The sequence below is a fragment of the Rathayibacter sp. VKM Ac-2805 genome, from assembly GCF_009834265.1.
GTDB lineage: Bacteria > Actinomycetota > Actinomycetes > Actinomycetales > Microbacteriaceae > Rathayibacter.
Genome location: NZ_CP047185.1, coordinates 1,328,171 through 1,348,629, shown reverse-complemented (window position 1 = coordinate 1,348,629; position 20,459 = coordinate 1,328,171). Strand labels below are relative to the sequence as shown.

Genomic DNA, 20,459 nt, shown 5'->3' with positions numbered 1-20,459 from the left:
GTCAGCGGAAGCGGACGCTCGACCCCGGCTTGCGGATCGTCTCGCGGACGACGCGCTGCACGAGTCCGCCGGCGTAGCCGCGGCGCGCGAGGAATCCCGTGAGCCGGCGCTCGGCGACCTCGTCGGAGAGAGAGCGCAGGCTCGGCAGGCGCTTGCGCGCGAGCTCGAGCGCCGTGCGGTACTCGTCGTCGCCGTCCAGCTCGTCGAGCGCTGACGCGATCGCCTCGGGGTCGATCTTCCGCGCGCGCAGCTCCTGCTGGATGGAGGAGCGGCCGAGCTTCTTGCGGTCACGGAGCGAGACGACCAGCTGCTCCGCCATGCGGAGGTCGTCGAGGTAGCCGAAGCGCGTGAAGCGCTCGAGGATCTCGAGGGCGTCCTTCTCGGCGACGCCCTCCGTGTAGAGGCGCGCCTCGACCTCGGCGACCGAGAGGCTCTTGCGGGAGAGCCCCCGTACGATCCGATCCGCGACCTGCTCGGGATCGATCTCCTCCGGGATCTCGATCGCGTCGTCGTCGTCCTCGTCGTCCGCGTTCTCGACGAACGCCGGCGCGCGCCGGGCGACATGAGCCGAGAGCTCGGCGATCCGCTCGGAGGCCGGAGACGCGGCGCCCCCGACGGCGGAGCCTTCCGACTCGTCTGCGGCCGCTCCGGGAGCACTGGTACGCGGCGTTCCGGCTCCGGACGGATCCGGAAGCGACCCGGCCCCGTCGGCGTCCGGCGCCGCCGGAGCCCAGCCGTCGTCGCCCGCCGCACCCCGGTCGACCCAGGGCAGGAAGGCCACGGGGCGGCCCTTCGCCCCCTCCGCGGCCTTCTCCGCCACGGGCTAGGCGCCCTTGCGCACGGGCTGCTTGGTCTCGATCGCGACCGGCGCGGCCTCGACGGCCGCGTTCGGGTCGACGATCACGCCGAGCTTGACCAGAATGCGCTTCTCGATCTCGGCGGCCACATCGGGGTTGTCGATGAGGAACTGGCGCGCCTTCTCCTTGCCCTGACCGAGCTGGTCGCCGTCGTAGGTGTACCAGGCGCCCGACTTGCGGACGATCTCGTGCTCGACGCCGAAGTCGATCAGGCTGCCCTCGCGGGAGATGCCGACGCCGTAGAGGATGTCGAACTCGGCCTGCTTGAAGGGCGGGGCCATCTTGTTCTTCACGACCTTGACGCGCGTGCGGTTGCCGACCGCGTCGGTGCCGTCCTTCAGCGTCTCGATGCGGCGGATGTCGAGGCGGACCGACGCGTAGAACTTGAGCGCCTTGCCGCCCGCCGTGGTCTCGGGGCTTCCGAAGAAGACGCCGATCTTCTCGCGCAGCTGGTTGATGAAGATCATCGTGGTGTTCGTGGTGTTCAGTCCGCCGGTCAGCTTGCGCAGCGCCTGGGACATGAGGCGCGCCTGCAGGCCGACGTGGGAGTCGCCCATCTCGCCCTCGATCTCGGCACGCGGCACGAGGGCCGCGACGGAGTCGATCACGATGAGGTCGATCGAGCCCGAGCGCACGAGCATGTCGGCGATCTCGAGCGCCTGCTCTCCGGTGTCGGGCTGCGACACGAGGAGGGAGTCGATGTCGACGCCGAGCTTCTTGGCGTACTCGGGGTCGAGCGCGTGCTCCGCGTCGATGAAGGCGGCGATGCCGCCGTTGCGCTGCGCGTTCGCGATCGCGTGCAGGGTGAGGGTGGTCTTTCCGGAGGACTCGGGGCCGTAGATCTCGACGATGCGGCCGCGCGGGAGCCCGCCGATCCCGAGCGCGACGTCGAGCGCGATCGAACCGGTCTGGATCACCTCGACGGGAGCGCGGTCGTCGCTGCCGAGGCGCATGACGGCGCCCTTGCCGAACTGGCGGTCGATCTGGGCGAGTGCGGTCTCGAGGGACTTCTCGCGGTCGGAGGAACTGGGCATGGCCGTCTCGCTCTCGTGTTCGTGGTGGTGTCGCCTACAGGCTGTCGCGACATGCCGGCGGCTGTCGGAGTGACAGTGCCGGCCGGCTGCGACAAGGCGGTGAAGCAGGTCCGTTCAGGTGTCTCCGACGGTACGCCCGACCACCGACATCGGGGCCGAGCGAGAGCGACTCCGTGGAGACGGAGCCGATCCTGCTTCTGTGGAGGAGCCTAGACCCGTTCGAACACGGATTCGAGCACGAGCCATCGGCGTGTCGAACACGGCTTCGGCGACGGGAGCGTCAGCGGTGGCGCTTCCGCGGATCCACGCCGTGCCACCGGGCCTCCGGGACGTCGTTGGCGCGGCAGAGGGCGAGCCAGACCTCGCGCGGCTCCGCTCCGTCTGCGAGGGCGCGCTCGGCGGTGCGGCCCCCGAGCTCGGTCAGCACGAGGTCCGAGACCAGGACACGGGCGTAGGCGCCGCCGAACTCGTCGTCCACCAGCTGCCGGAACTCGCTCAAGCGCATGCGTCCACGGTAGCCGTTGCCCGGAGGCCGCACTCCCCCGGGAACGCCGAAGGGCGCCCGGCCGGAGCCTGGGCGCCCTTCGCGTGGAGCGGGTGCGGTGAGTGGAGGGGACGGGGGCCGACTACTGCGTGACGAGGTCCGCGTCGAAGCCGGCGACCATGTCGGCCGGGATGGTGTCGGGGATGGTGTCGATGCCCTCGATGACGGCGAGACGATCGCCGACCTCGCGCATGATCACCGAGATGGGGGTGTCGAGGGCGTCGGCGACAGAGGCGAGGATCTCCGAGGAGGCCTCCTTCTGACCGCGTTCGACCTCGCTCAGGTAGCCGAGCGCAACACTCGCCTTGCTCGCCACCTGACGGAGCGTACGACCTTTCTGCAGGCGAAAGTCCCTGAGGACATCGCCGATCTCCTGACGAACTAGAACCACTGGACCCTCCTTCTCCACGTCAACCGCATGTCGTGCACCTGCACCGCGAGCACGAGCGCCGGAGATTCCGGAGCGGGTGATCGGGGGGCTGGGACGAGAGAACCGGATAGCTGTTCACTACCCGGTTCGTATGGTGTCGACTCTAATACCGGATGACTGGACTTTGCGTGTGAGCGACACCAGCTGTAACCGGGCCGCAATGCGGCGCATTCCGATTCCCGAAGGGCCCTCGCTGGGTATCCGCCTCATGCCCCCCGGGAGATCAGCTCCGCGCCGAGGGCGAGGGCCGCGTCGACCGAGGCGGCGCGGATCGCGGCGCGGTCGCCGTCGAACCGGTGCTCACGGACGAGCTCGTCCTCGCCGAGGACGGCCGCCACGAAGACGGTGCCGACGGCCGCATCCCCCTGCGGATCCGGACCGGCGACCCCCGTCGTCGCCAGGCCGAGCGTCGGACGCCCGTCGGCTGCGAGCCGCGAGGACGCTCCGCGCGCCATCTGCACGGCGACTCCGGGATCGACGGGACCCCGCTCGCCGAGAACGCGCGCGTCGACCCCGAGGAGCCGGTCCTTGAGGTCGGTGGCATAGCTCACCACTCCCCCGCGGTACACGGCGGAGGCGCCGGGCACCTCCACGAGGGCGGAGCTGAGCGCGCCGCCGGTGAGCGACTCCGCGACGGCGAGGTCGACACCCCGCCGCCGGAGCTCGGCGATCAGCTGCGCGGCCGTCACCGCGTCGACCGGGCGGCCCGGCTCTGGCGGGCGGCGTCGGCGAGGTAGTCGATCCCGGTGGCGACCGTGAGCACCACCGCGGCCGTCATCGTGATCCCGTTCAGCCAGTGGACCCACTCGCCGAGGACGGCCCAGAGCGGCAGCAGAGCGAGGGAGATCGCGATCGACTGCACGATCGTCTTGAGCTTGCCGCCCCGCGACGCGGGGATCACCCGATCCGAGAGCACGGCCATCCGGAAGACGGTGATGCCGATCTCGCGCACCAGGATGACGATCGTCACCCACCACGGCAGCTCCGCGAGGATCGAGAGCCCGACGAGCGCCGCGCCGGTGAGCACCTTGTCGGCGATCGGATCCAGGAGCTTGCCGAGATCGGTCACGAGGCCCCGGCTCCGGGCGATGTGCCCGTCGATGCCGTCCGTGGCGATCGCGACGATGAAGAGGATCGCCGCGGCGATCCGGATCCCGCCGTCCTGCCCCCCGTCGGCCAGCAGGAGCCAGAAGAAGACGGGCGCCAGCAGGATCCGGACGACCGTGATCGCGTTCGGCAGGTTCCAGTTGCCCGACGCGGCCGGAGCCGGTGCGGTGGGGTGGGTCATCGTGCTCCGCCGTTCCTCGCAGTGCGGGCGACCGGGACGGTCACTCGCGTCCCGTCAGCGTCCAGGCGTCCTCGCCGGACCCCTCGTCGTCGTCGTGGTAGTCGGTGGCGGCGGGCCCCGTCGGCTCGGCCAGCGGATCCGCGTACGGGTCCGGGGCGACCGAGGACGGCGCGGCCGGCCCCTCACCCGGGTCCTCGCCGCGCATCCGCGCGAGGACGCCCGGCAGCTGCTCGGCGGTGACCAGCACGTCGCGGGCTTTCGACCCCTCGGAGGGGCCGACGACCTCGCGCGACTCGAGCAGGTCCATCAGCCGGCCGGCCTTGGCGAAGCCGACGCGGAGCTTGCGCTGCAGCATCGAGGTCGAGCCGAACTGCGTGCTGACGACGAGCTCGGCCGCCGCGACCAGCAGCTCGAGGTCGTCCCCGATGTCGGAGTCGATCTCCTTGCGCTGCGCCTGCACGGTGATGTCCTGGCGGTACTCGGGCTGCGCCTGACGGGTGACGTGCTCGACGACCTTCGCGATCTCGTCCTCGCGGACCCAGGCGCCCTGGACGCGCATCGGCTTGTTGGTGCCCATGGGGAGGAAGAGGCCGTCGCCCTGCCCGATGAGCTTGTCGGCTCCCGGCTGGTCGAGGATGACCCGCGAGTCGGTCACGCTGGTCACCGCGAAGGCGAGGCGGCTGGGCACGTTCGCCTTGATGAGGCCGGTCACCACGTCGACGCTCGGCCGCTGCGTGGCCAGCACGAGGTGGATGCCCGAGGCGCGCGCGAGCTGGGTGATGCGCACGATCGAGTCCTCGACGTCGCGCGGGGCGACCATCATCAGGTCGGCGAGCTCGTCGACCACCACGAGGAGGTACGGGTACGGCTTGAGGACGCGGCTGCTGCCCGCGGGGAGCTTGATCTCGTCGGCGCGGACGGCCGCGTTGAAGTCGTCGATGTGGCGGAACCCGAACGACGCCAGGTCGTCGTAGCGCATGTCCATCTCCTTCACGACCCACTGCAGCGCCTCGGCGGCCTTCTTGGGGTTCGTGATGATCGGAGTGATCAGGTGCGGCACTCCGCCGTAGATGGTGAGCTCCACGCGCTTGGGGTCGATCAGGACCATGCGCACGTCCTGCGGGCGCGCGCGCATCAGCAGGCTCGTGATCATCGAGTTGACGAAGCTGGACTTGCCGGAGCCGGTGGAGCCGGCGACCAGGAGGTGCGGCATCTTGGCGAGGTTCGCCACGACGTAGCCGCCCTCGACGTCCTTGCCGACGCCGATGGTCATCGGGTGCGTGGACGTCGTCGAGGCCGGCGAGCGGAGGACGTCGCCCAGCGAGACGATCTCGCGGTCCGTGTTGGGGATCTCGACGCCGATCGCGCTCTTGCCCGGGATCGGGGAGAGGATCCGGACCTCGTTGCTGGCGACGGCGTAGGAGAGGTTCTTGCTGAGCGCGGTGACGCGCTCGACCTTGACGCCGGGGCCGAGCTCGATCTCGTAGCGGGTGACGGTCGGGCCGCGGGAGAAGCCGGTGACCGTCGCATCCACGTTGAACTGCTGCAGCACCTCGGTGATGGCGCGGACCATCTCGTCGTTGGCCGCCGAGCGCGCCTTGGAGGGCGTGCCCGTCGAGAGGGCGGCCGCCGAGGGGAGGCGGTACGGCGCGTCGTCCTCGAACGAGGAGTCGAAGCCGGCGGTCGGGTCCTCCTCGGCGAGGGGCGCGATCGGGCCGGTCTCGATGACGGGCGGGATCGGGACGGCGGGCGCCACGTCGAGGCGGTCGAGCCGGATGACCTCGGTCGCGTCGTCGTCGACCACACCGGTCGCGCCGCGGGGAGCGCCCGTCTGCTCGAAGCGGGCGAGCGCGGCCTCGGCGGTCTCGGCCTCGGCCAGCACCTCGGTGGCGTAGGAGCGGGTCGGCGGGTGGGCCTCGTCGTCGCGCTCCTCGAGCGCGGTGTCGAAGCCCTTCGCGCGGCCGCGGGCGGGCGCGGTGCCCTCGAGCACCTCGGTGAAGGAGTCGATCGGGAGCTCGGTCTGCACGGTCGGCTCGTCCTCGCGCCCGGACTCGGTGCGCCGCCACCAGGGCAGCTCTCCGCCGTCCTGCTGCGCGTCCTCCTCCTGCTCGGCCTCCGCCTTCGCCGCGGCCTTGGCGGCGGCCCGCTCGGCCTTGAGGCGGGCGCGCTCCTCGTCGTCGAGCACGGGGGCGCCGAAGAGGTAGCCGTAGAGCTCCCGCGAGCGCGCGCCGATGCGGTTCGGCGGGGTCTTGGTGATGATGAACAGCGACAGCAGGATCACGAGCGACAGCAGCACGGTCGCGCCGGGGACGGTGGCGATCGCCGCGAGCGGAGCGCCTACCAGCCAGCCGAGGACGCCTCCCGCTGCCGCCATGGTCTCGATGCCCTGGCCGGGCTGCGGCAGGCCGAGGTGCGCGTGGCAGATGCCGGCGGAGGCGACGAGCAGCGTGATGACGCCCACGCCGATCCGTCCGTTGTCGTCGACGGACCGGGGGTGCCGGAAGAGCCAGAGGGAGAAGAGGAGCAGGACGACCGGCAGCACGTAGGCGACACGGCCGAAGAAGCCGCCGAAGCTCCACGCGTCGAGCACCAGGGCGACCGGGTCGGTCGCGAGGAACCACTCGACGACCGCGCCCGCGACGGCCAGCAGCAGCAGCAGGAAGGGGACGCCGTCGCGGCGCTCCTCCTTCGCCAGCCGCTCGGGACCGAGGGCGCGCGCGGCGCCGCCCGCGAGGTGGGCCAGCGCCATCCAGAGCCGCACCGCGGGGTTGGTGCGCGGGGCGGACTCGAAGGCCACCGTCTTCGTCTCGGCGGCCGCCTTGCCCGAGCCCCGGCCGGATCGCGGCGCGCCGGAGCGCGGAGTCGCGCTGCCGCGCCCGCGCGAGGTCGTCTTGGTACTGGTCGCCATGAGGCCACCGTACCCGCCGCCCCCGTCAGGGCCGGTGACCCGCGCCGCGACGGCCGGCGCCGATCGGCCGCCGGCCGGGAGGCTCAGGCCTCGATGACGAGCGGCACGATCATGGGCCGGCGGCGGTAGGAGGTGTTGACCCAGCGGCCGACGACGCGACGGACGGCCTGCGAGAGCGCGTGCTGATCGCTCGCCCCGTTCCGCACTGCCTCCTCGAGCGCGGCCGCGATCCGCGGCTTGACCTCGTCGAAGACGCTGTCGTCCTCCGCGAAGCCCTTCGCGTGGATCTCGGGGCCGACGACGATCCGCCCCGTGCCCGCCTCGACCACCACGATGATCGAGATGAAGCCCTCCTCGCCGAGGATCCGCCGGTCCTTGAGGTCGGCGTCCGTGATCTCGCCCACCGACGATCCGTCGACGTAGACGAACCCCAGGTCGAGCCGTCCGACGACGGTCGCCCTGCCGTCGAGCAGGTCGATCACGGTGCCGTCCTCGGCGATGATCGTGTTCTCCTCCGCGATCCCGGTCTCGCGCGCGAGCTGCGCGTTCGCGACCAGGTGCCGGTACTCGCCGTGCACCGGCATCACGTTCAGCGGCTTGAGGATGTTGTAGCAGTAGAGGAGCTCGCCGGCCGCGGCGTGCCCGGACACGTGCACCTTCGCGTTGCCCTTGTGCACGACGGTCGCTCCGAGCCGGGTGAGCCCGTTGATGACCCGGTACACCGCGTTCTCGTTGCCGGGGATGAGGCTGGAGGCGAGGATCACGGTATCGCCCTCCCCCGGCTCGATCTGGTGATCGAGGTTGGCCATCCGGCTGAGGACGGCCATCGGCTCGCCCTGCGACCCGGTGGACATGTAGACGATCCTGTCCTCGGGGACGTCGCCCGACTTCTTCATGTCGACCAGGACTCCCGGAGGGACGTGCAGGTAGCCGAGATCCGCGGCGATGCGCATGTTGCGGACCATGGAGCGGCCGAGCAGTGCCACGCGGCGGCCCGTGGCGTGAGCCGCGTCGAGCACCTGCTGCACCCGGTGCACGTGGCTGGAGAAGCTCGCGACGATGACACGGCGGGTCGCCCTGGCCATGACGCTCTCGATGACCGGGCCGATGTCGCGCTCGCTCGGCGTGAAGCCGGGGACGTCGGCGTTGGTGGAGTCGACCATGAACAGGTCGACTCCCTCCTCGCCGAGGCGGGCGAAGGCGCGCAGGTCGGTGATCCGGCCGTCGAGCGGCAGCTGGTCCATCTTGAAGTCGCCGGTGTGCAGCACCGAGCCCGCGTCGGTGACGATCGACACGGCCAGCGCGTCCGGGATCGAGTGGTTCACGGCGACGAACTCGAGCTCGAAGGGCCCGAGGTTCTCGACGTCGCCCTCCTTCACCGTGAGCGTGTACGGCGTGATCCGGTGCTCCTTGAGCTTCGCCTCGACGAGGGCGAGCGTGAGGGTGGAGCCGATCAGCGGGATGTCGCGCTTCAGCCGGAGCAGGTAGGGGACGGCGCCGATGTGGTCCTCGTGGCCGTGGGTGAGGACCACTCCGACGATGTCGTCGAGCCGGTCCCGGATGGGCGTGAAGTCCGGGAGGATCAGGTCGACGCCCGGCTGGTCCTCCTCCGGGAAGAGCACGCCGCAGTCGACGACCAGGAGCCTGCCGTCGATCTCGAAGACGGTCATGTTGCGGCCGATCTCGCCGAGGCCGCCGAGAGGGATGATCCGGAGCGTTCCCGGAGCGAGCGGGGCGGGGATGATCACGGGACCGGGCATGCGCCCTCCTTCTCCAGCGGTGCTTTCTCGGGACGTGCCGCTCGGGCTCAGCGGGTGGTGCCGGCGACCTTCGGGAGGGCGCCGCCGGCCGCGGCGTTGCGGTCGGGCCGGAAGTTGCGGAAGTCGACGCCCGGGATGTCGCGGACCAGGCCGAGCTCGTCCTCGATGAGCGCCGCCTCCGACTCCTCCGGGCCGACCAGGGGCAGCCGCACGCGCGGCGAGGAGATGCGGCCGAGGCCGTGCAGGATGTACTTCGCGGCGACGGTCCCGGGGACGTGCGTCATCACGGCGCGCACGAGCGGCTCGAGCTGCTGGTGCGCACGGGTGGCCGCGTGGAGGTCTCCCGCGTTCACGGCGTCGACGATCGTGCGGTACGGCGCGGCGGCGATGTTCGCGGTGACGCCGATGAGCCCCGTGGCGCCGATGGCGAGCTCGGGCAGCACGTTCGCGTCGTCGCCGCAGAAGTACATCAGGTCGGTCTGGTTGAGCACGCGGCTGACCTCGGAGAGATCTCCCTTCGCGTCCTTCACGGCCAGGATGTTCGGGTGCTTGGCCGCCCGCAGGATCGTCTCGTAGCGGATCGGCACGCCGGTGCGGCCGGGGATGTCGTAGAGGATGACCGGCAGGTCCGTCGCGTCCGCGATCATCCGGAAGTGCGTGAGCACGCCCGCCTGGGTGGGCTTGTTGTAGTACGGGGTGACGATCATGTTGCCGTCGGCGCCGGCCTTCTCGCTCTGACGGGCGAGCTGCATGGCGTGGGCGGTCTCGTTCGAGCCGCCTCCGGTGATGATCTTCGCGCGGCCGCCGGCGACCGAGCGGCCGACCTCGACGAGGCGGATCTTCTCCGGGTCGGTCAGGGTGCTGGTCTCGCCCGTGGTCCCGGTGACCACGATGCCGTCCGCGCCCGCTGCGATGCAGTCGTCGATGTGCTTCTCGACACCGGGCCAGTCGACCTCGCCGTCGGCGGTGAACGGGGTGACCAGGGCGACCAGGACCTGGCCGAAGGGATTCTCCGGAGTTGACACGCTGCCAGGGTAGCGGGTCGCCGCCGCGCCGCCGGGAGGAGGTTCCCGGAGCCGCCCGCGCGGACGGCAGCAGGCGGATCGGGGGGGGACGGCCCGCTCGTCCTCGCCGGGCGGCGGGCTACGGGGCGACGCGGCCGTTCGCTGTGAAGGCGGCGGCCGTGAGGGGCATCAGCTCCTGGAAGTGCGTCTCCATCTGCTCGGCCGCCATCTCGATCTCGCGCTGCGGGAAGGAGGGGAACGTCGAGTCCTCGCGCTTGGTGCGCAGGGAGAGGAAGTTCATCAGCGAGCGGGCGTTGAGCGTGACGTACATCGACGAGTAGATGTTCAGAGGGAGGACGATCCGGGCGACCTCGCGGGCGACGCCCTCGCCGAGCATCCGCCGGTACGACTCGTAGGCCTGCGTGCTGACGCGGCGCGTCTCCTCGGCGACGAGCTCGGCCTGCTCCGCGGAGCCGGGCTCGAAGGAGTAGGCGCCGGGCTTGCCGACCTGCACGAGGTTGCGGCGGGGGCCGGGCACGTAGAAGACCGGGCGGAGCTCGCGGTAGCGGCCCGACTCCTCGTTGTAGGAGGCGATGCGGTGCCGCATGAACTCGCGGAAGACGAAGATCGGCGCCTGCACGTAGAAGGTCATCGAGTTGTGCTCGAACGGCGAGCCGTGGCGGTCGCGCATGAGGTAGTTGATCAGGCCGCGGTCGCGCTTGCGCTGCAGCTCGGCGTCGGACTCCTCGCCGTCGAGCGCCTCGGCGAGCGTCTTCTCGCCCTGGGTCGAGACGCGGGCCGCGAACAGCACGTCGGAGTCGTGGGCGCTCGCGCGGACCAGCTCGACGACGACATCGCTGCGGAAGACGGGACTGCTCGGGTCTGCGCTGAGGCTGCTCTGTTCGGTCACGGATCGAACCTAGACCACGCTCCGACCGCGGCCGTCGTCACATCCCGAAACAGTCGTCCGCGGAGCGCCCGCGCCGACCTACGCTTCCCGGATGGAGCCCGTGACGATCCTCGCCGCACTGCTCGGCCTCGTCGTGCTGGGCGTCGTCCTCGGGGCTGTCCATCGGGCCCGCTCCGGGCGCGTCGCGAGCGCCCCCTCGCGCCAGGACCCCGCGATCGACCCCGGCGAGCTCGTCCCCGGCGCAGTGCTCGGGACCCGGGCCACAGTCGTGCAGTTCTCGACCGACGTCTGCACGCGGTGCCCTGCAGTGCGACGGATGCTCGGGGAGCTCGCCCAGCAGCGGCCCGGGCTGGCGCACCTCGACGTCGATCTGACGCACCGCCCCGACCTCGCGGCGCGCTTCCGCGTCCGGCAGACGCCCACGCTCCTCCTGCTCGATCGAGACGGAGTGCCGCGCAGCCGCGTCGGCGGCGCTCCGACCCGGGCCGCCCTGACCATCGAGCTCGACCGACTCCAGGAGACATGATGAGCACCCGCTCCCCCTCCACCACCGGCGCCACTCCCCCGTCCGGCACCGTCGATCCCCGCGGCCCGAGGGTCGCCGCCGGAGTCACCGCCGCACTCCTCCTCACGGCCGTGGGCCTCGGGCTCGCGGCCGCGGCCCGGGCCGACCTCGACGGCCGGCTCTCCCAGCCCGGCTTCCTCCTGCTGCTCGCGCTCGCCGCCCTCTTCGCCTGGTCGGCCGCGCGCGGCGTCGGCTCCGGCCCCTGGGCGGTGCTGTTCCGCCGGGTGGTCCGGCCGCACCTGGCACCGCCGCGCGAGTGGGAGGACGCCCGCCCGCCGCGCTTCGCCCAGCTGATCGGCCTGGTGGTGACCGGCGCCGGCGTCCTCCTGCACGTCGCCGGCGTCCCGGGATCGGTTCCGGTCGCCGCGGCCGTCGCCTTCCTCGCCGCCTTCCTCAACGCCGTGTTCGGCCTCTGCCTGGGCTGCGAGCTCTACCTCGTGCTCGCGCGGGCCGGCCTGGTCGGGCGCTCGGCCGGCTCCCGGGCGTGAGGCTCTAGGCTGGGTCCGCTTCGCGGGCGGCCCGCGACCGGCTCCGGGAGGCACCATGAGCGACTCATCCGCACGGCACTCCGACCACGACGGGACCACGGACTCCGGCTCGCCGCGGCGCGCCGCGCGCACGCCGGGCGAGCACGTGTCGACGCCGTCCGAGCTGCCCTCGGCCCGGCCGGATGCGTCCGCTCCCCGGCTCCGCGTCCTGATCTCGGGCGCCAGCGGGATGATCGGCTCCGAGCTGACCCGCCAGCTGCGCGCCGAGGGGCACGAGATCCTGCGCCTGGTGCGCCACGCGCCGTCGAGCCCGGACGAGTTCCACTGGGCGCCCACCTCGCACATGCTCGACTTCAGCGTGCTCGACCGCGTCGACGCCGTGATCAACCTCTCCGGAGCCTCGATCAGCCGCCTGCCGTGGACCGCGTCCTACAAGCGGGAGATCCTCGACTCGCGGATCCAGTCCACGCAGACCCTCACCGACGCGATGCGGATGTCCTCGACCCCGCCGACGACGCTGATCAACGCCTCCGCGGTCGGCTACTACGGAGACCGCCCGGGCGAGGAGCTCACCGAGCAGTCCTCGCGCGGCGACGGGTTCCTCGCCGACGTCGTCGACCGCTGGGAGAAGGCCGCTCACCTCGCGCCCGAGGCCACGCGGGTGGTCACCGCTCGCACCGGGCTCGTCCTCGGTGACGGCGGCGCGCTCAAGCCGCTCCTGCCTCTGACGAAGCTCGGCCTCAGCGGACCCCTCGGCAGCGGCAACCAGGCCTGGCCCTGGATCAGCCTCTACGACGAGGCCGCGGCGATCCGCCACCTGCTCACGTCCTCGCTCTCGGGCCCGGTGAACCTGGCCGGACCGGTGCCGGCGACCGCGAACGACGTGATGCGCACCCTCGCCGAGCAGCTGCACCGCCCGTTCAAGCTGGCCGTCCCCGAGAAGATCATCGAGCTCGCGCTGCGCGACGCCGGGCACGAGCTCCTGCTCTCGAGCCAGCGCCTGGTCCCCCAGCGGCTGCTCGACGACGGCTTCGAGTTCCGCCACCGCACGGTCGGCGCGGCGCTGGAGTGGGTGCTCGCCTGATCCCGGGCGCCCGAGCGGTTCTCGCCCGGAGAGCCGCGCTCGGGTCGCGGCCGAGCCGTCAGGCCGGAGCCTCGTGCTCCAGCGCGATGGCCCGGCGGATGGCGCCTCGGGCGCGCTTGCGGTCGCCGCTGGCGTCGTAGGCGAGGCCGAGGCGGTACCAGGCGCGCCAGCTCCCGGGCTGCGCGTCGACCTCCTCCGCGTACTGCGGGAACAGCGCGTCCGCCTCCTCCCGGAGCGGACGCCCGCTGGCCCGCGAGTCGAGGACCTCCTGCGGCAGCGCGTTCTCGCCCTCCAGCCGACGGGCCAGCTTCTCGGCGCGGAGCCCGAACAGCAGCTCGCGCACGAGCCCCCAGACGCCGACGGCGCCGAGGATCAGCAGGCCGACGCCCATCACGATGCCGGGCACCGTCGCCGCGGCGAAGGCGACGACGGAGTACTGCAGGCAGACGAACAGGTAGAGGGCGAGCAGGACCGCCATCAGGACGACACCGACGCGGGTCCTCACGGGGTGCTCGTCGCTGCGGCGGCCTGGCCGGACGGAGCCCGGTCGATGACGGGCTGCTCGTCGACCGGCCGCTCGGCGAGAGGCGCGGCGTCGAAGGCGGCGCGCAGGTCGATCAGCGCGTCGAGGCCCACCACCACGCCCGTGGTCGTCCGGACCGCGTCGAGAGCGCGCAGGACGCCCTGCTCGTAGGACGCCTGCGAGGTGGTGTCGTGCCTGATGGTGACCGTCTCGCCGGTGCCGCCGAAGACGACCTCCTGGCGCGCCTCCACTCCGGGCAGGCGGAGGCTGTGGACCGGGACGCTCGCGACCTGCTGGCCGCGGGCCCGCTGGTCGGTGTGCGGAGCCTGCACCGGACCGAGCTCGGCCCGGGCGCGCAGCAGCAGCTCGGCCGTGCGGACCGCGGTCCCGGAGGGCGAGTCGACCTTGCGGGCGCCGTGGGTCTCGACGATCTCGGCGGCGTCGAAGAAGCGCGCGGCCACGGTGGCCAGCGCGGTCGCGAGCACCGAGCCCAGCGAGAAGTTGGGGATGATCACGACGCCGGCCTCCGGCTGCTCGGCGACGCTGCGCCGGAGGGCCGCGATCCGGTCGCCGGTCCAGCCGGAGGTGCCGACGAGCACCTTCCTCCCGTTGGCCACGGCGAAGTCGACGATCTGCTGGCTGACGGCCGGCACGGTCATGTCGACGACGACGTCGGCCGCGAGCATCTCGGCGGGATCGCTCCGCGAGCCGAGCCGCGCGACGAGCGAGAACTCGCTCGACGCCTCGATGAGCGAGCAGGTGAACGAGCCGAGTCGGCCGGACGCGCCGACCACGGCGACGGAGGTAGTCACCGACTCAGCGTAGCCCGCAGCTCAGTACGGCTGGGCCTCGGGCAGGCCGGTGCGCAGCTCCACGGGCAGGTGCGAGAGGTCGTTGTGCACGACGAGCACCGGCGGCTTGCGGGAGCGGACGCGGATGATCGTCAGCCCGCAGTTGGCCTGGTTGAGGCCCAGCCACCGCCAGTCGGGAGCGTCGAACACGTGGCGGACGAACCAGCCGATCACGAAGTTGTGGGTGATGAGGAGGTCGTGGCGGTCCTCGCGCGACGGCGCCAGGAACTCGGCCACCGCGTCCTGCATCTGCGCGTGCCCCGCCTCGATCTCGGCCGCGGTGACGCTGCCGAAGAAGGGCTCGAACGCCTTGGGCATGTCCGGGGTCGGCCCCGAGGGGATGCAGTCGAACAGCAGCGAGGACGGCTGGAGCGGCAGGCTCGGCAGAAGCGTCTGGAAGCGCGCGGCCGTCTCCTCGGCCCGGCGCAGCGGCGAGTGCCACGCTCCGGTGAAGGGGACTCCGCCGAGCCGCTCGGCGATGAGCCTCGCCTGGCGCTCACCACGGGCCGAGAGCGGGCCGTCCGGCATGCCGTGCTCGGCGTCCTGCTGCTCGCCGTGGCGGACGAGGTAGATGTAGTGGGACACGGGGTCCTCCCTGGTGCGGCGCGGCGGTGCGCGGTCAGCGGGCGTTCGACGATCGGATCAGATCGCGGAGGCGCTCTCGATCCCGGCGATCCCGGCGAAGGCCGACTCGTCGACCGCGCCGACGGCCGAGATCGACGACGGCCCCCGGGCCAAGTCTGCCGCGAGTGCCTGGACGTCCTCCGCGCCGACGAGGGCGAGTCGGCGCAGGCTCTCGTCGAGGTCGACGAACTCGCCGAAGGTCAGCTCGGCGCGTCCGAGGCGCGACATCCGGGTGTCGGAGTCCTCCAGCGCGAGCGCCGCCGCTCCCGAGAGCTGGCCGCGGGCGCGGGCGAGCTCGTCGTCGGTGACGCCGTCCTCGGCGAGGCGGTGGAACTCGGTGAGCAGGAGCTCGGCGACCGTCCCCGCCTTCGCCGGGGTGCACGCGGCGTAGAGCCCGAAGAGGCCCGCGTCCGAGTAGGACGGGGCGAAGGAGTAGACGGAGTAGGCCAGGCCGCGCTTCTCGCGCACCTCCTGGAACAGCCGCGAGGACATGCCGCCGCCGAGGATCGAGTTGAGGACGCCCATCGTCATCCGCCGCTCGTCGCCCGCGGCGAGACCGGGGAAGCCGACCAGCAGGTTCGCCTGCTCGGTGGGGCGGTGCACCACCGACAGGGCGCTGCCGCGGGTGTAGGACGCACGGCCGCCGACGCGCCGCTCGACGGGCGGGGCCGCCGTGCCGAGGTCCCAGCCGTCGGCGACGAGGACCCGCTGGAGCAGCGCGACGAGCGCCTCGTGGTCGACGGCGCCGGCGACGGTGATCACCACGTCTCGCGGGCGGTAGGCGGCGCGGTAGTGCGCCCAGACCGCGTCCCGGGTGGCCTCGCCGATGGTCGCGGCGGTGCCCCCGATCGGGCGGCCCAGCGGGTGGTCGCCGAACACGGCCTCGAACAGCTTCTCGCCCGCCACGTCGGCCGGATCGTCGTCCGCCATCGCCAGCTCCTCGAGGATGACCCCGCGCTCGGTCTCGAACTCGTCCGGATCGATCAGGCTCGAGGTCACCATGTCGGCGATCACCTCGACCGCCATCGGGAGGTCGCGGTCCTGGATCTTGGCGTAGTAGCAGGTGTACTCCTTGGCGGTGAGAGCGTTGTGCTCCCCGCCCACGGAGTCGAAGGACACGGCGATATCGAGGGCGGACCGCTTCTGCGTGCCCTTGAACAGCAGGTGCTCGAGGAAGTGCGTCGAGCCGACGTTGGAGGGCACGGCGGGCTCGCCCGCGGTCGCGGGGCGGCCGGGCCGCTCGTCGCGAGAACCCGCGGCGACCCAGAAGCCGATCGTGGCGCTGCGGGCGCCGGGCACCGTTTCGCTGAGGATGCGGACACCGCTCGGGAGGACGGAGCGGCGGACCGTGGATCCGCCTGCGGCCCGGACTGACGTCTCCGGCTGGTCGAGGGGCAGTGCGACTCCGTGGTTCATCGTGCCCACCCTAGGCCACCGCGACGGCGGCTCGAGCCGGGCTGTCGCGCCGTGGCGGGAGAGGTGCAGGGGGCGTCGCGGACGGGCGCGGTCAGCGGCGCGCGCGCTCCAGCGCGGCCAGGTGTCCGGGGTCGAGCTCGAGCGAGACCGCGCGCACCAGCGCGTCCACGTCGGCGGGTGAGCGCGGGGCGACCGTCGCCGCGGTCAGCCGCGGCCGGCCGAGCAGCCAGGCCAGGGCGACGGCGGCGGGAGCGGCCGAGAGCTCGGCACCGATCGCGTCGAGGACGGCGAGGACCCGGCGTCCGCGGCGCCCGAGGTGGGCGGCGGCGAGTGCCCCGTCGGGCAGGCGGCCGAGCTCGCGGCGGGTGCGCTCGGCGCCGCGGAGGAACCCGTGGGCGAGGGGGACGGTCGCGAGCAGGGCGAGTCCCTGGCCGGCGGCGACGAGGCCGAGATCGCCCTCCGAGCCGGGCCGCTCGAGCAGGTTCCAGCGGACCTCCGCGCCGGCGAGGCGGGGCAGCCCGTGGGCGGCCAGGACGCGCGCCTCGAACAGCTCCTCCGGGGAGAACCCGGAGGCGACCACCGACCGCACCAGCCCGCGCGCCAGCAGCACGTCGACGGCGCTGAGGAGCTCGTCGAGGCGCCCGGCCCCGTCGGGGCGGACCGCCAGCACGTCGAGGCGATCGGTGCGGAGGCGGCGCAGCGCCCCCTCGACACGGTCCACCAGCGCACGTGGCGTCGCGGGGGCGCCGACCGGAGCGGCGAAGCGGCCGATCAGGAGGAAGCGGTCCCGGTCGCGGTGTCCGGCGGGCCAGCCGCCGACGCCCTCCGCGACGCTCGAGTCGGTGACGACGACGCCGTTGCCGCCCCACGCCGCGTAGCGCTCGAGCAGCGCGGCACCGTCGTCGCGGCCGAGGGCCGCCGCGTCGAGCACGAAGGGGAAGAGGTCGTGGCCGGAGTCGCCCATCGGCCGACGGTGCGAGGGTGCGACGGCGGTCGGCTCGACGGGGCCGGTCTCGGCGAGGACGCCGCTCGAGGAGGCTGCGCGGGACGCCGCGGGCGGGAGCGGGACGGCACTGTGACGGGGAGCCCGCACGACGGCGCCGGTCCTGTCCCTGGGCACGCCACCACTCTCCCTGCGGCGGCTCGGGTCCCGCCAGGGGAGAGAGTATCCGAGCGCCGGAGCCGCCACTCCGCCGGGTCGCGCACGGTTCACCAGATCGTTACACGGGCGCCGCCGGCGGGGTCGACTCGCGCCGGCGAGCGGTGCGGCGGGCCCCTCCGTGTCGGCCGTCCGGGCTAGATTCGCGACCATGGACTCCGCCGCCCCGACCCCCTCCGAGACCGCCGCCCCGACCTCCGACTCCCCCGAGCGGGAGACGTCCGCGCCCTGGTGGACGAGCGCCGTCGTCTACCAGATCTACCCGCGCTCGTTCGCGGACTCGAACGGCGACGGCATCGGCGACCTGGGCGGCATCCGCTCGAAGCTCGACCACCTCGCCGACCTGGGGGTCGACGTGATCTGGCTCTCGCCGGTCTACCCGTCGCCGCAGCACGACAACGGCTACGACATCTCGGACTACGAGGACATCGACCCGCGGTTCGGGACGCTGGAGGAGTTCGACCTGCTCCTCGCGGAGGCCCACGAGCGCGGCATCCGCATCGTGATGGACCTCGTGGTCAACCACACGAGCGACGAGCACGCCTGGTTCGTCGAGTCCCGCTCCTCGCAGGAGGACCCGAAGCGCGACTGGTACTGGTGGCGCCGCGGGCGCCGCTCGGCCGAGCCCGGCCGCGAGCTCGAGGCGGCCGCTGGCGCCGGCCTCGACGTCGCCGAGCCGAACGGCTGGCGCTCCTACTTCTCCGGCCCGGCCTGGACGCTCGACCCGGCGACGGACGAGTACTTCCTCCACCTCTTCGCGGTGCAGCAGCCGGACCTCAACTGGGAGAACCCCGAGGTGCGGCACGCGGTGCACGCGATGATGAACCGCTGGCTCGACCGCGGAGTGGACGGCTTCCGGATGGACGTGATCAACCTCGTCTCGAAGGACGTCGGAGCCGTCGACGGCGAGCAGGGCGGCGCGGGCATCGTCGGAGGGGTGGGTCCGCGGCTCCACGAGTACCTCCGCGAGATGCACGAGGCCGTGTTCGCGCACCGCGAGGGCTCCTTCCTCACCGTCGGCGAGATGCCCGGGGTCACCCTCGAGGAGGCGGTGCTCGTGACCGATCCCGAGCGGCGTGAGCTCGACATGGTCTTCCAGTTCGAGCACGTCGGCATCGACCACGGAGTCGACAAGTTCCACCCGGTGCCGCTGGACCTGGTCGCCTTGAAGGCCAACCTCGCGCGCTGGCAGGACGGCCTGGCCGAGCGCGGCTGGAACAGCCTGTACCTCGGCAACCACGACCAGCCGCGTCTCGTCTCGCGCTTCGGGGACGACGGCGCGCACCGCTACGAGTCCGCGACCCTCTGGGCGACGCTCCTCCACCTCCAGCGCGGCACGCCGTACATCTACCAGGGCGACGAGATCGGAATGACGAACGTCCCGTTCGCCGGCATCGAGGACTTCCGCGACGTCGAGTCCCTGAACTACTGGGCCGAGGCCGTCGGCGAGCGCGGCGAGGACCCGGCGACCGTGCTCGCCGGGCTGCGCGCGCAGAGCCGCGACAACGCCCGCACGCCGGTGCAGTGGGACGACAGCCTCCAGGCCGGCTTCACGACCGGCGAGCCGTGGATCGCGGTCAACCCGAACGCCGCCGAGGTGAACGTCGCCGCCGATCGGGCCGCCGATCGGTCGGTCTTCGAGTACTACCGGGCGCTGATCGCGCTGCGGCACGCCGACGAGACGGTGCAGCTGGGCCGCTTCGCGCTGCTGGAGCCCGAGCACCCCGCGCTCTTCGCCTTCACGCGCACCGGACCGGGCGAGCTGCTCGTCGTCGGGAACGTGTCCGGTGAGCCGCTCGAGGTGCCGCTGCTCGAGGAGTGGGCGGCTGCCGAGACGGTCCTCGGCAACGTCGCCGGTGCGACCGGGTCGACGCTCGGCCCGTGGGAGGCGCGCATCCTGCGCCGCTGAACCTCGCCGCGCCCCGCTCCGAGCCCGGCGCGGGGCGCGGCGCTCGACGGCGGCGGACCAGCGGGCGAGAGCCTCAGGCGGAGACGCGGTCCAGCTGAGCGATGTCGCTCCGGGTCAGCGGGAGCGCGGCCGCCGCGAACAGCGACTCGAGCTCCGCGGCGTTCCGCGCCCGGACGATCGCCGCCGAGACCTCCTGGTGCGAGAGCACCCAGGCGAGCGCGACCACGCCGGGCTCCGTGCCGTGGGCCCCGGCGATCTCGTCGAGGGCAGCGAGCACGCGGGAGCCGTGGCGGCCGACGTAGTCCAGGCCCGCCTCGAACAGGGCCGACTCCGGCTCGTCCGTGCGGCTGCGCAGGGCGCCGGTGAGGTAGCCGCTCGCCAGGGGCAGCCGCGCGAGGGTGCCGAGCTCGAGCCGCACCACCTCGGGGGCGACGTCGGTCTCGTAGGTCCGGCGCTCCATCAGGCTGTACTCCGACACGACGGCCGAGAGCGACGGCAGCGCGAACGCGGTCGCCGTCTCGTGCAGCGCCGTGATCGCGGCTCCGCTGAAGTGCGCGGCGCCCAGGGCGCCGACCGAGCCGTCCGCCAGGAACGGCGCGACCGCCGCCAGGCTGTCGGCGATGGGGATCCCGGGGTCCTCGCTGTCGAACGAGAGCAGGTCGATCCGGGTGCCGAGCCGCTCGAGGCTCCCCTCGATCGCGATGCGGACGTCCTCCGGGGCGAGTCCCGGCGCGTCCGGGTGCCGGCCGACCTTCGTCGCGACCAGCATCCGCTCGCGCAGCCCGCTCTGCTCGAGCCAGCGGCCGATCATGTACTCGCTCCGACCGGTCGCGTAGTGGTCCGCGGTCGAGATCAGGGTGCCGCCGAGGCGGCCGAACGCGTCGAGCACCTCGGTGGTGTCGTCGATCCCGGCGGCCCAGCCGAAGACGGAGCCGTCGAGGGCGAGCGGATGCACGGAGAGGCCGGTCCGACCCAGGGTGCGTGAGAGGAGGGGCGTCTCCGGCTCGGTGGCCAGGGGCGTCGGGTCGGTCACGGAGTCCTCCGGTCGGGGCGGTGCGGCGCGGTCCCGCCACCGTACCCCATGCCCCCGCCGACGACGGACGCC

20 protein-coding genes are annotated in these 20,459 nt (G+C 72.8%); 4 read left to right on the top strand and 16 right to left on the bottom strand.

The genetic code is table 11. The features are described 5' to 3' along the window. Position 1: 1 nt before the first annotated feature. From GSU40_RS06255 to thyX, 10 genes are all read right to left on the bottom strand, one after another. A complete protein-coding gene (locus GSU40_RS06255; RefSeq protein WP_160034109.1) occupies positions 2–781 on the bottom strand; it encodes a regulatory protein RecX in 780 nt (259 codons plus the stop codon). Between the two features lie 42 nt (positions 782–823). Then, positions 824–1,891: a recombinase RecA gene (gene recA / locus GSU40_RS06250; RefSeq protein WP_104224475.1), complete on the bottom strand. Its 1,068-nt coding sequence runs from the start codon at positions 1,889–1,891 to the stop codon at positions 824–826. A 280-nt stretch (positions 1,892–2,171) separates the two neighbouring features. Further along, complete coding sequence (locus GSU40_RS06245) at positions 2,172–2,396, bottom strand: DUF3046 domain-containing protein (protein WP_104224474.1); 225 nt, start codon at positions 2,394–2,396, stop codon at positions 2,172–2,174. Positions 2,397–2,517: 121 nt separating this feature from the next. Then, positions 2,518–2,826, bottom strand: coding sequence for a helix-turn-helix transcriptional regulator (locus GSU40_RS06240; RefSeq protein WP_068207524.1), 309 nt, complete (start codon positions 2,824–2,826; stop codon positions 2,518–2,520). 245 nt (positions 2,827–3,071) lie between these two features. Continuing rightward, entirely contained in the window at positions 3,072–3,554 is a 483-nt protein-coding gene (locus GSU40_RS06235; protein ID WP_104224473.1) for a CinA family protein, read from the bottom strand. Further along, a complete protein-coding gene (gene pgsA, locus GSU40_RS06230) occupies positions 3,551–4,153 on the bottom strand; it encodes a CDP-diacylglycerol--glycerol-3-phosphate 3-phosphatidyltransferase (protein ID WP_104309766.1) in 603 nt (200 codons plus the stop codon). Before pgsA ends, GSU40_RS06235 begins: the two co-directional genes overlap by 4 nt. Positions 4,154–4,193: 40 nt before the next feature. Further along, on the bottom strand, positions 4,194–7,061 hold the full coding sequence (locus GSU40_RS06225; protein ID WP_104313490.1) for a DNA translocase FtsK: 2,868 nt from the start codon (positions 7,059–7,061) through the stop codon (positions 4,194–4,196). 83 nt (positions 7,062–7,144) lie between these two features. Next, positions 7,145–8,821 carry a ribonuclease J gene (locus GSU40_RS06220; RefSeq protein ID WP_104224470.1) on the bottom strand — a complete coding sequence of 559 codons (1,677 nt, stop codon included), beginning with the start codon at positions 8,819–8,821 and terminating at the stop codon, positions 7,145–7,147. 47 nt (positions 8,822–8,868) lie between these two features. Then, positions 8,869–9,846, bottom strand: a complete 978-nt coding sequence (dapA, locus tag GSU40_RS06215; RefSeq protein WP_104224469.1) for a 4-hydroxy-tetrahydrodipicolinate synthase — start codon at positions 9,844–9,846, stop codon at positions 8,869–8,871. 118 nt (positions 9,847–9,964) lie between these two features. Beyond that, on the bottom strand, positions 9,965–10,735 hold the full coding sequence (gene thyX, locus GSU40_RS06210; protein ID WP_160034107.1) for an FAD-dependent thymidylate synthase: 771 nt from the start codon (positions 10,733–10,735) through the stop codon (positions 9,965–9,967). Positions 10,736–10,826: 91 nt separating this feature from the next. Here thyX and GSU40_RS06205 point away from each other — a divergent pair, with 91 nt between their 5' ends. From GSU40_RS06205 to GSU40_RS06195, 3 genes are read left to right on the top strand one after another with little or no spacing between them, the layout of a single operon-like run. Continuing rightward, positions 10,827–11,261, top strand: a complete 435-nt coding sequence (locus GSU40_RS06205) for a thioredoxin family protein (RefSeq protein ID WP_104233266.1) — start codon at positions 10,827–10,829, stop codon at positions 11,259–11,261. Beyond that, positions 11,261–11,788 carry a DUF4395 domain-containing protein gene (locus GSU40_RS06200; protein ID WP_104233265.1) on the top strand — a complete coding sequence of 176 codons (528 nt, stop codon included), beginning with the start codon at positions 11,261–11,263 and terminating at the stop codon, positions 11,786–11,788. Before GSU40_RS06205 ends, GSU40_RS06200 begins: the two co-directional genes overlap by 1 nt. Before the next feature lie 55 nt (positions 11,789–11,843). Further along, complete coding sequence (locus GSU40_RS06195; RefSeq protein WP_104238626.1) at positions 11,844–12,872, top strand: TIGR01777 family oxidoreductase; 1,029 nt, start codon at positions 11,844–11,846, stop codon at positions 12,870–12,872. A gap of 58 nt (positions 12,873–12,930) precedes the next feature. Here GSU40_RS06195 and GSU40_RS06190 read toward each other — a convergent pair whose 3' ends face one another. The 5 genes from GSU40_RS06190 to GSU40_RS06170 all read right to left on the bottom strand — a co-directional run bounded on the left by GSU40_RS06190 (position 12,931) and on the right by GSU40_RS06170 (position 17,406). Then, a complete protein-coding gene (locus tag GSU40_RS06190) occupies positions 12,931–13,377 on the bottom strand; it encodes a tetratricopeptide repeat protein (RefSeq protein WP_104233263.1) in 447 nt (148 codons plus the stop codon). Further along, entirely contained in the window at positions 13,374–14,207 is an 834-nt protein-coding gene (dapB, locus tag GSU40_RS06185) for a 4-hydroxy-tetrahydrodipicolinate reductase (RefSeq protein ID WP_104233262.1), read from the bottom strand. The genes GSU40_RS06190 and dapB overlap by 4 nt, the downstream gene beginning before the upstream one ends. A gap of 21 nt (positions 14,208–14,228) precedes the next feature. Then, the gene (locus GSU40_RS06180; protein WP_104224462.1) at positions 14,229–14,831 is read right to left on the bottom strand and encodes a histidine phosphatase family protein; all 603 of its coding nucleotides are present in this window, start codon (positions 14,829–14,831) and stop codon (positions 14,229–14,231) included. Between the two features lie 57 nt (positions 14,832–14,888). Further along, the gene (locus tag GSU40_RS06175) at positions 14,889–16,286 is read right to left on the bottom strand and encodes a pitrilysin family protein (protein ID WP_160034105.1); all 1,398 of its coding nucleotides are present in this window, start codon (positions 16,284–16,286) and stop codon (positions 14,889–14,891) included. 91 nt (positions 16,287–16,377) lie between these two features. Continuing rightward, on the bottom strand, positions 16,378–17,406 hold the full coding sequence (locus GSU40_RS06170; RefSeq protein ID WP_160034103.1) for an aldo/keto reductase: 1,029 nt from the start codon (positions 17,404–17,406) through the stop codon (positions 16,378–16,380). A 190-nt stretch (positions 17,407–17,596) separates the two neighbouring features. On the opposite strand from GSU40_RS06170, the gene GSU40_RS06165 reads away from it, so the two are divergent. Further along, positions 17,597–19,354 carry an alpha-glucosidase gene (locus GSU40_RS06165; RefSeq protein ID WP_160034101.1) on the top strand — a complete coding sequence of 586 codons (1,758 nt, stop codon included), beginning with the start codon at positions 17,597–17,599 and terminating at the stop codon, positions 19,352–19,354. Positions 19,355–19,427: 73 nt separating this feature from the next. Here GSU40_RS06165 and GSU40_RS06160 read toward each other — a convergent pair whose 3' ends face one another. Beyond that, positions 19,428–20,387, bottom strand: coding sequence for an aldo/keto reductase (locus GSU40_RS06160; RefSeq protein ID WP_160034099.1), 960 nt, complete (start codon positions 20,385–20,387; stop codon positions 19,428–19,430). Positions 20,388–20,459 lie beyond the last annotated feature (72 nt).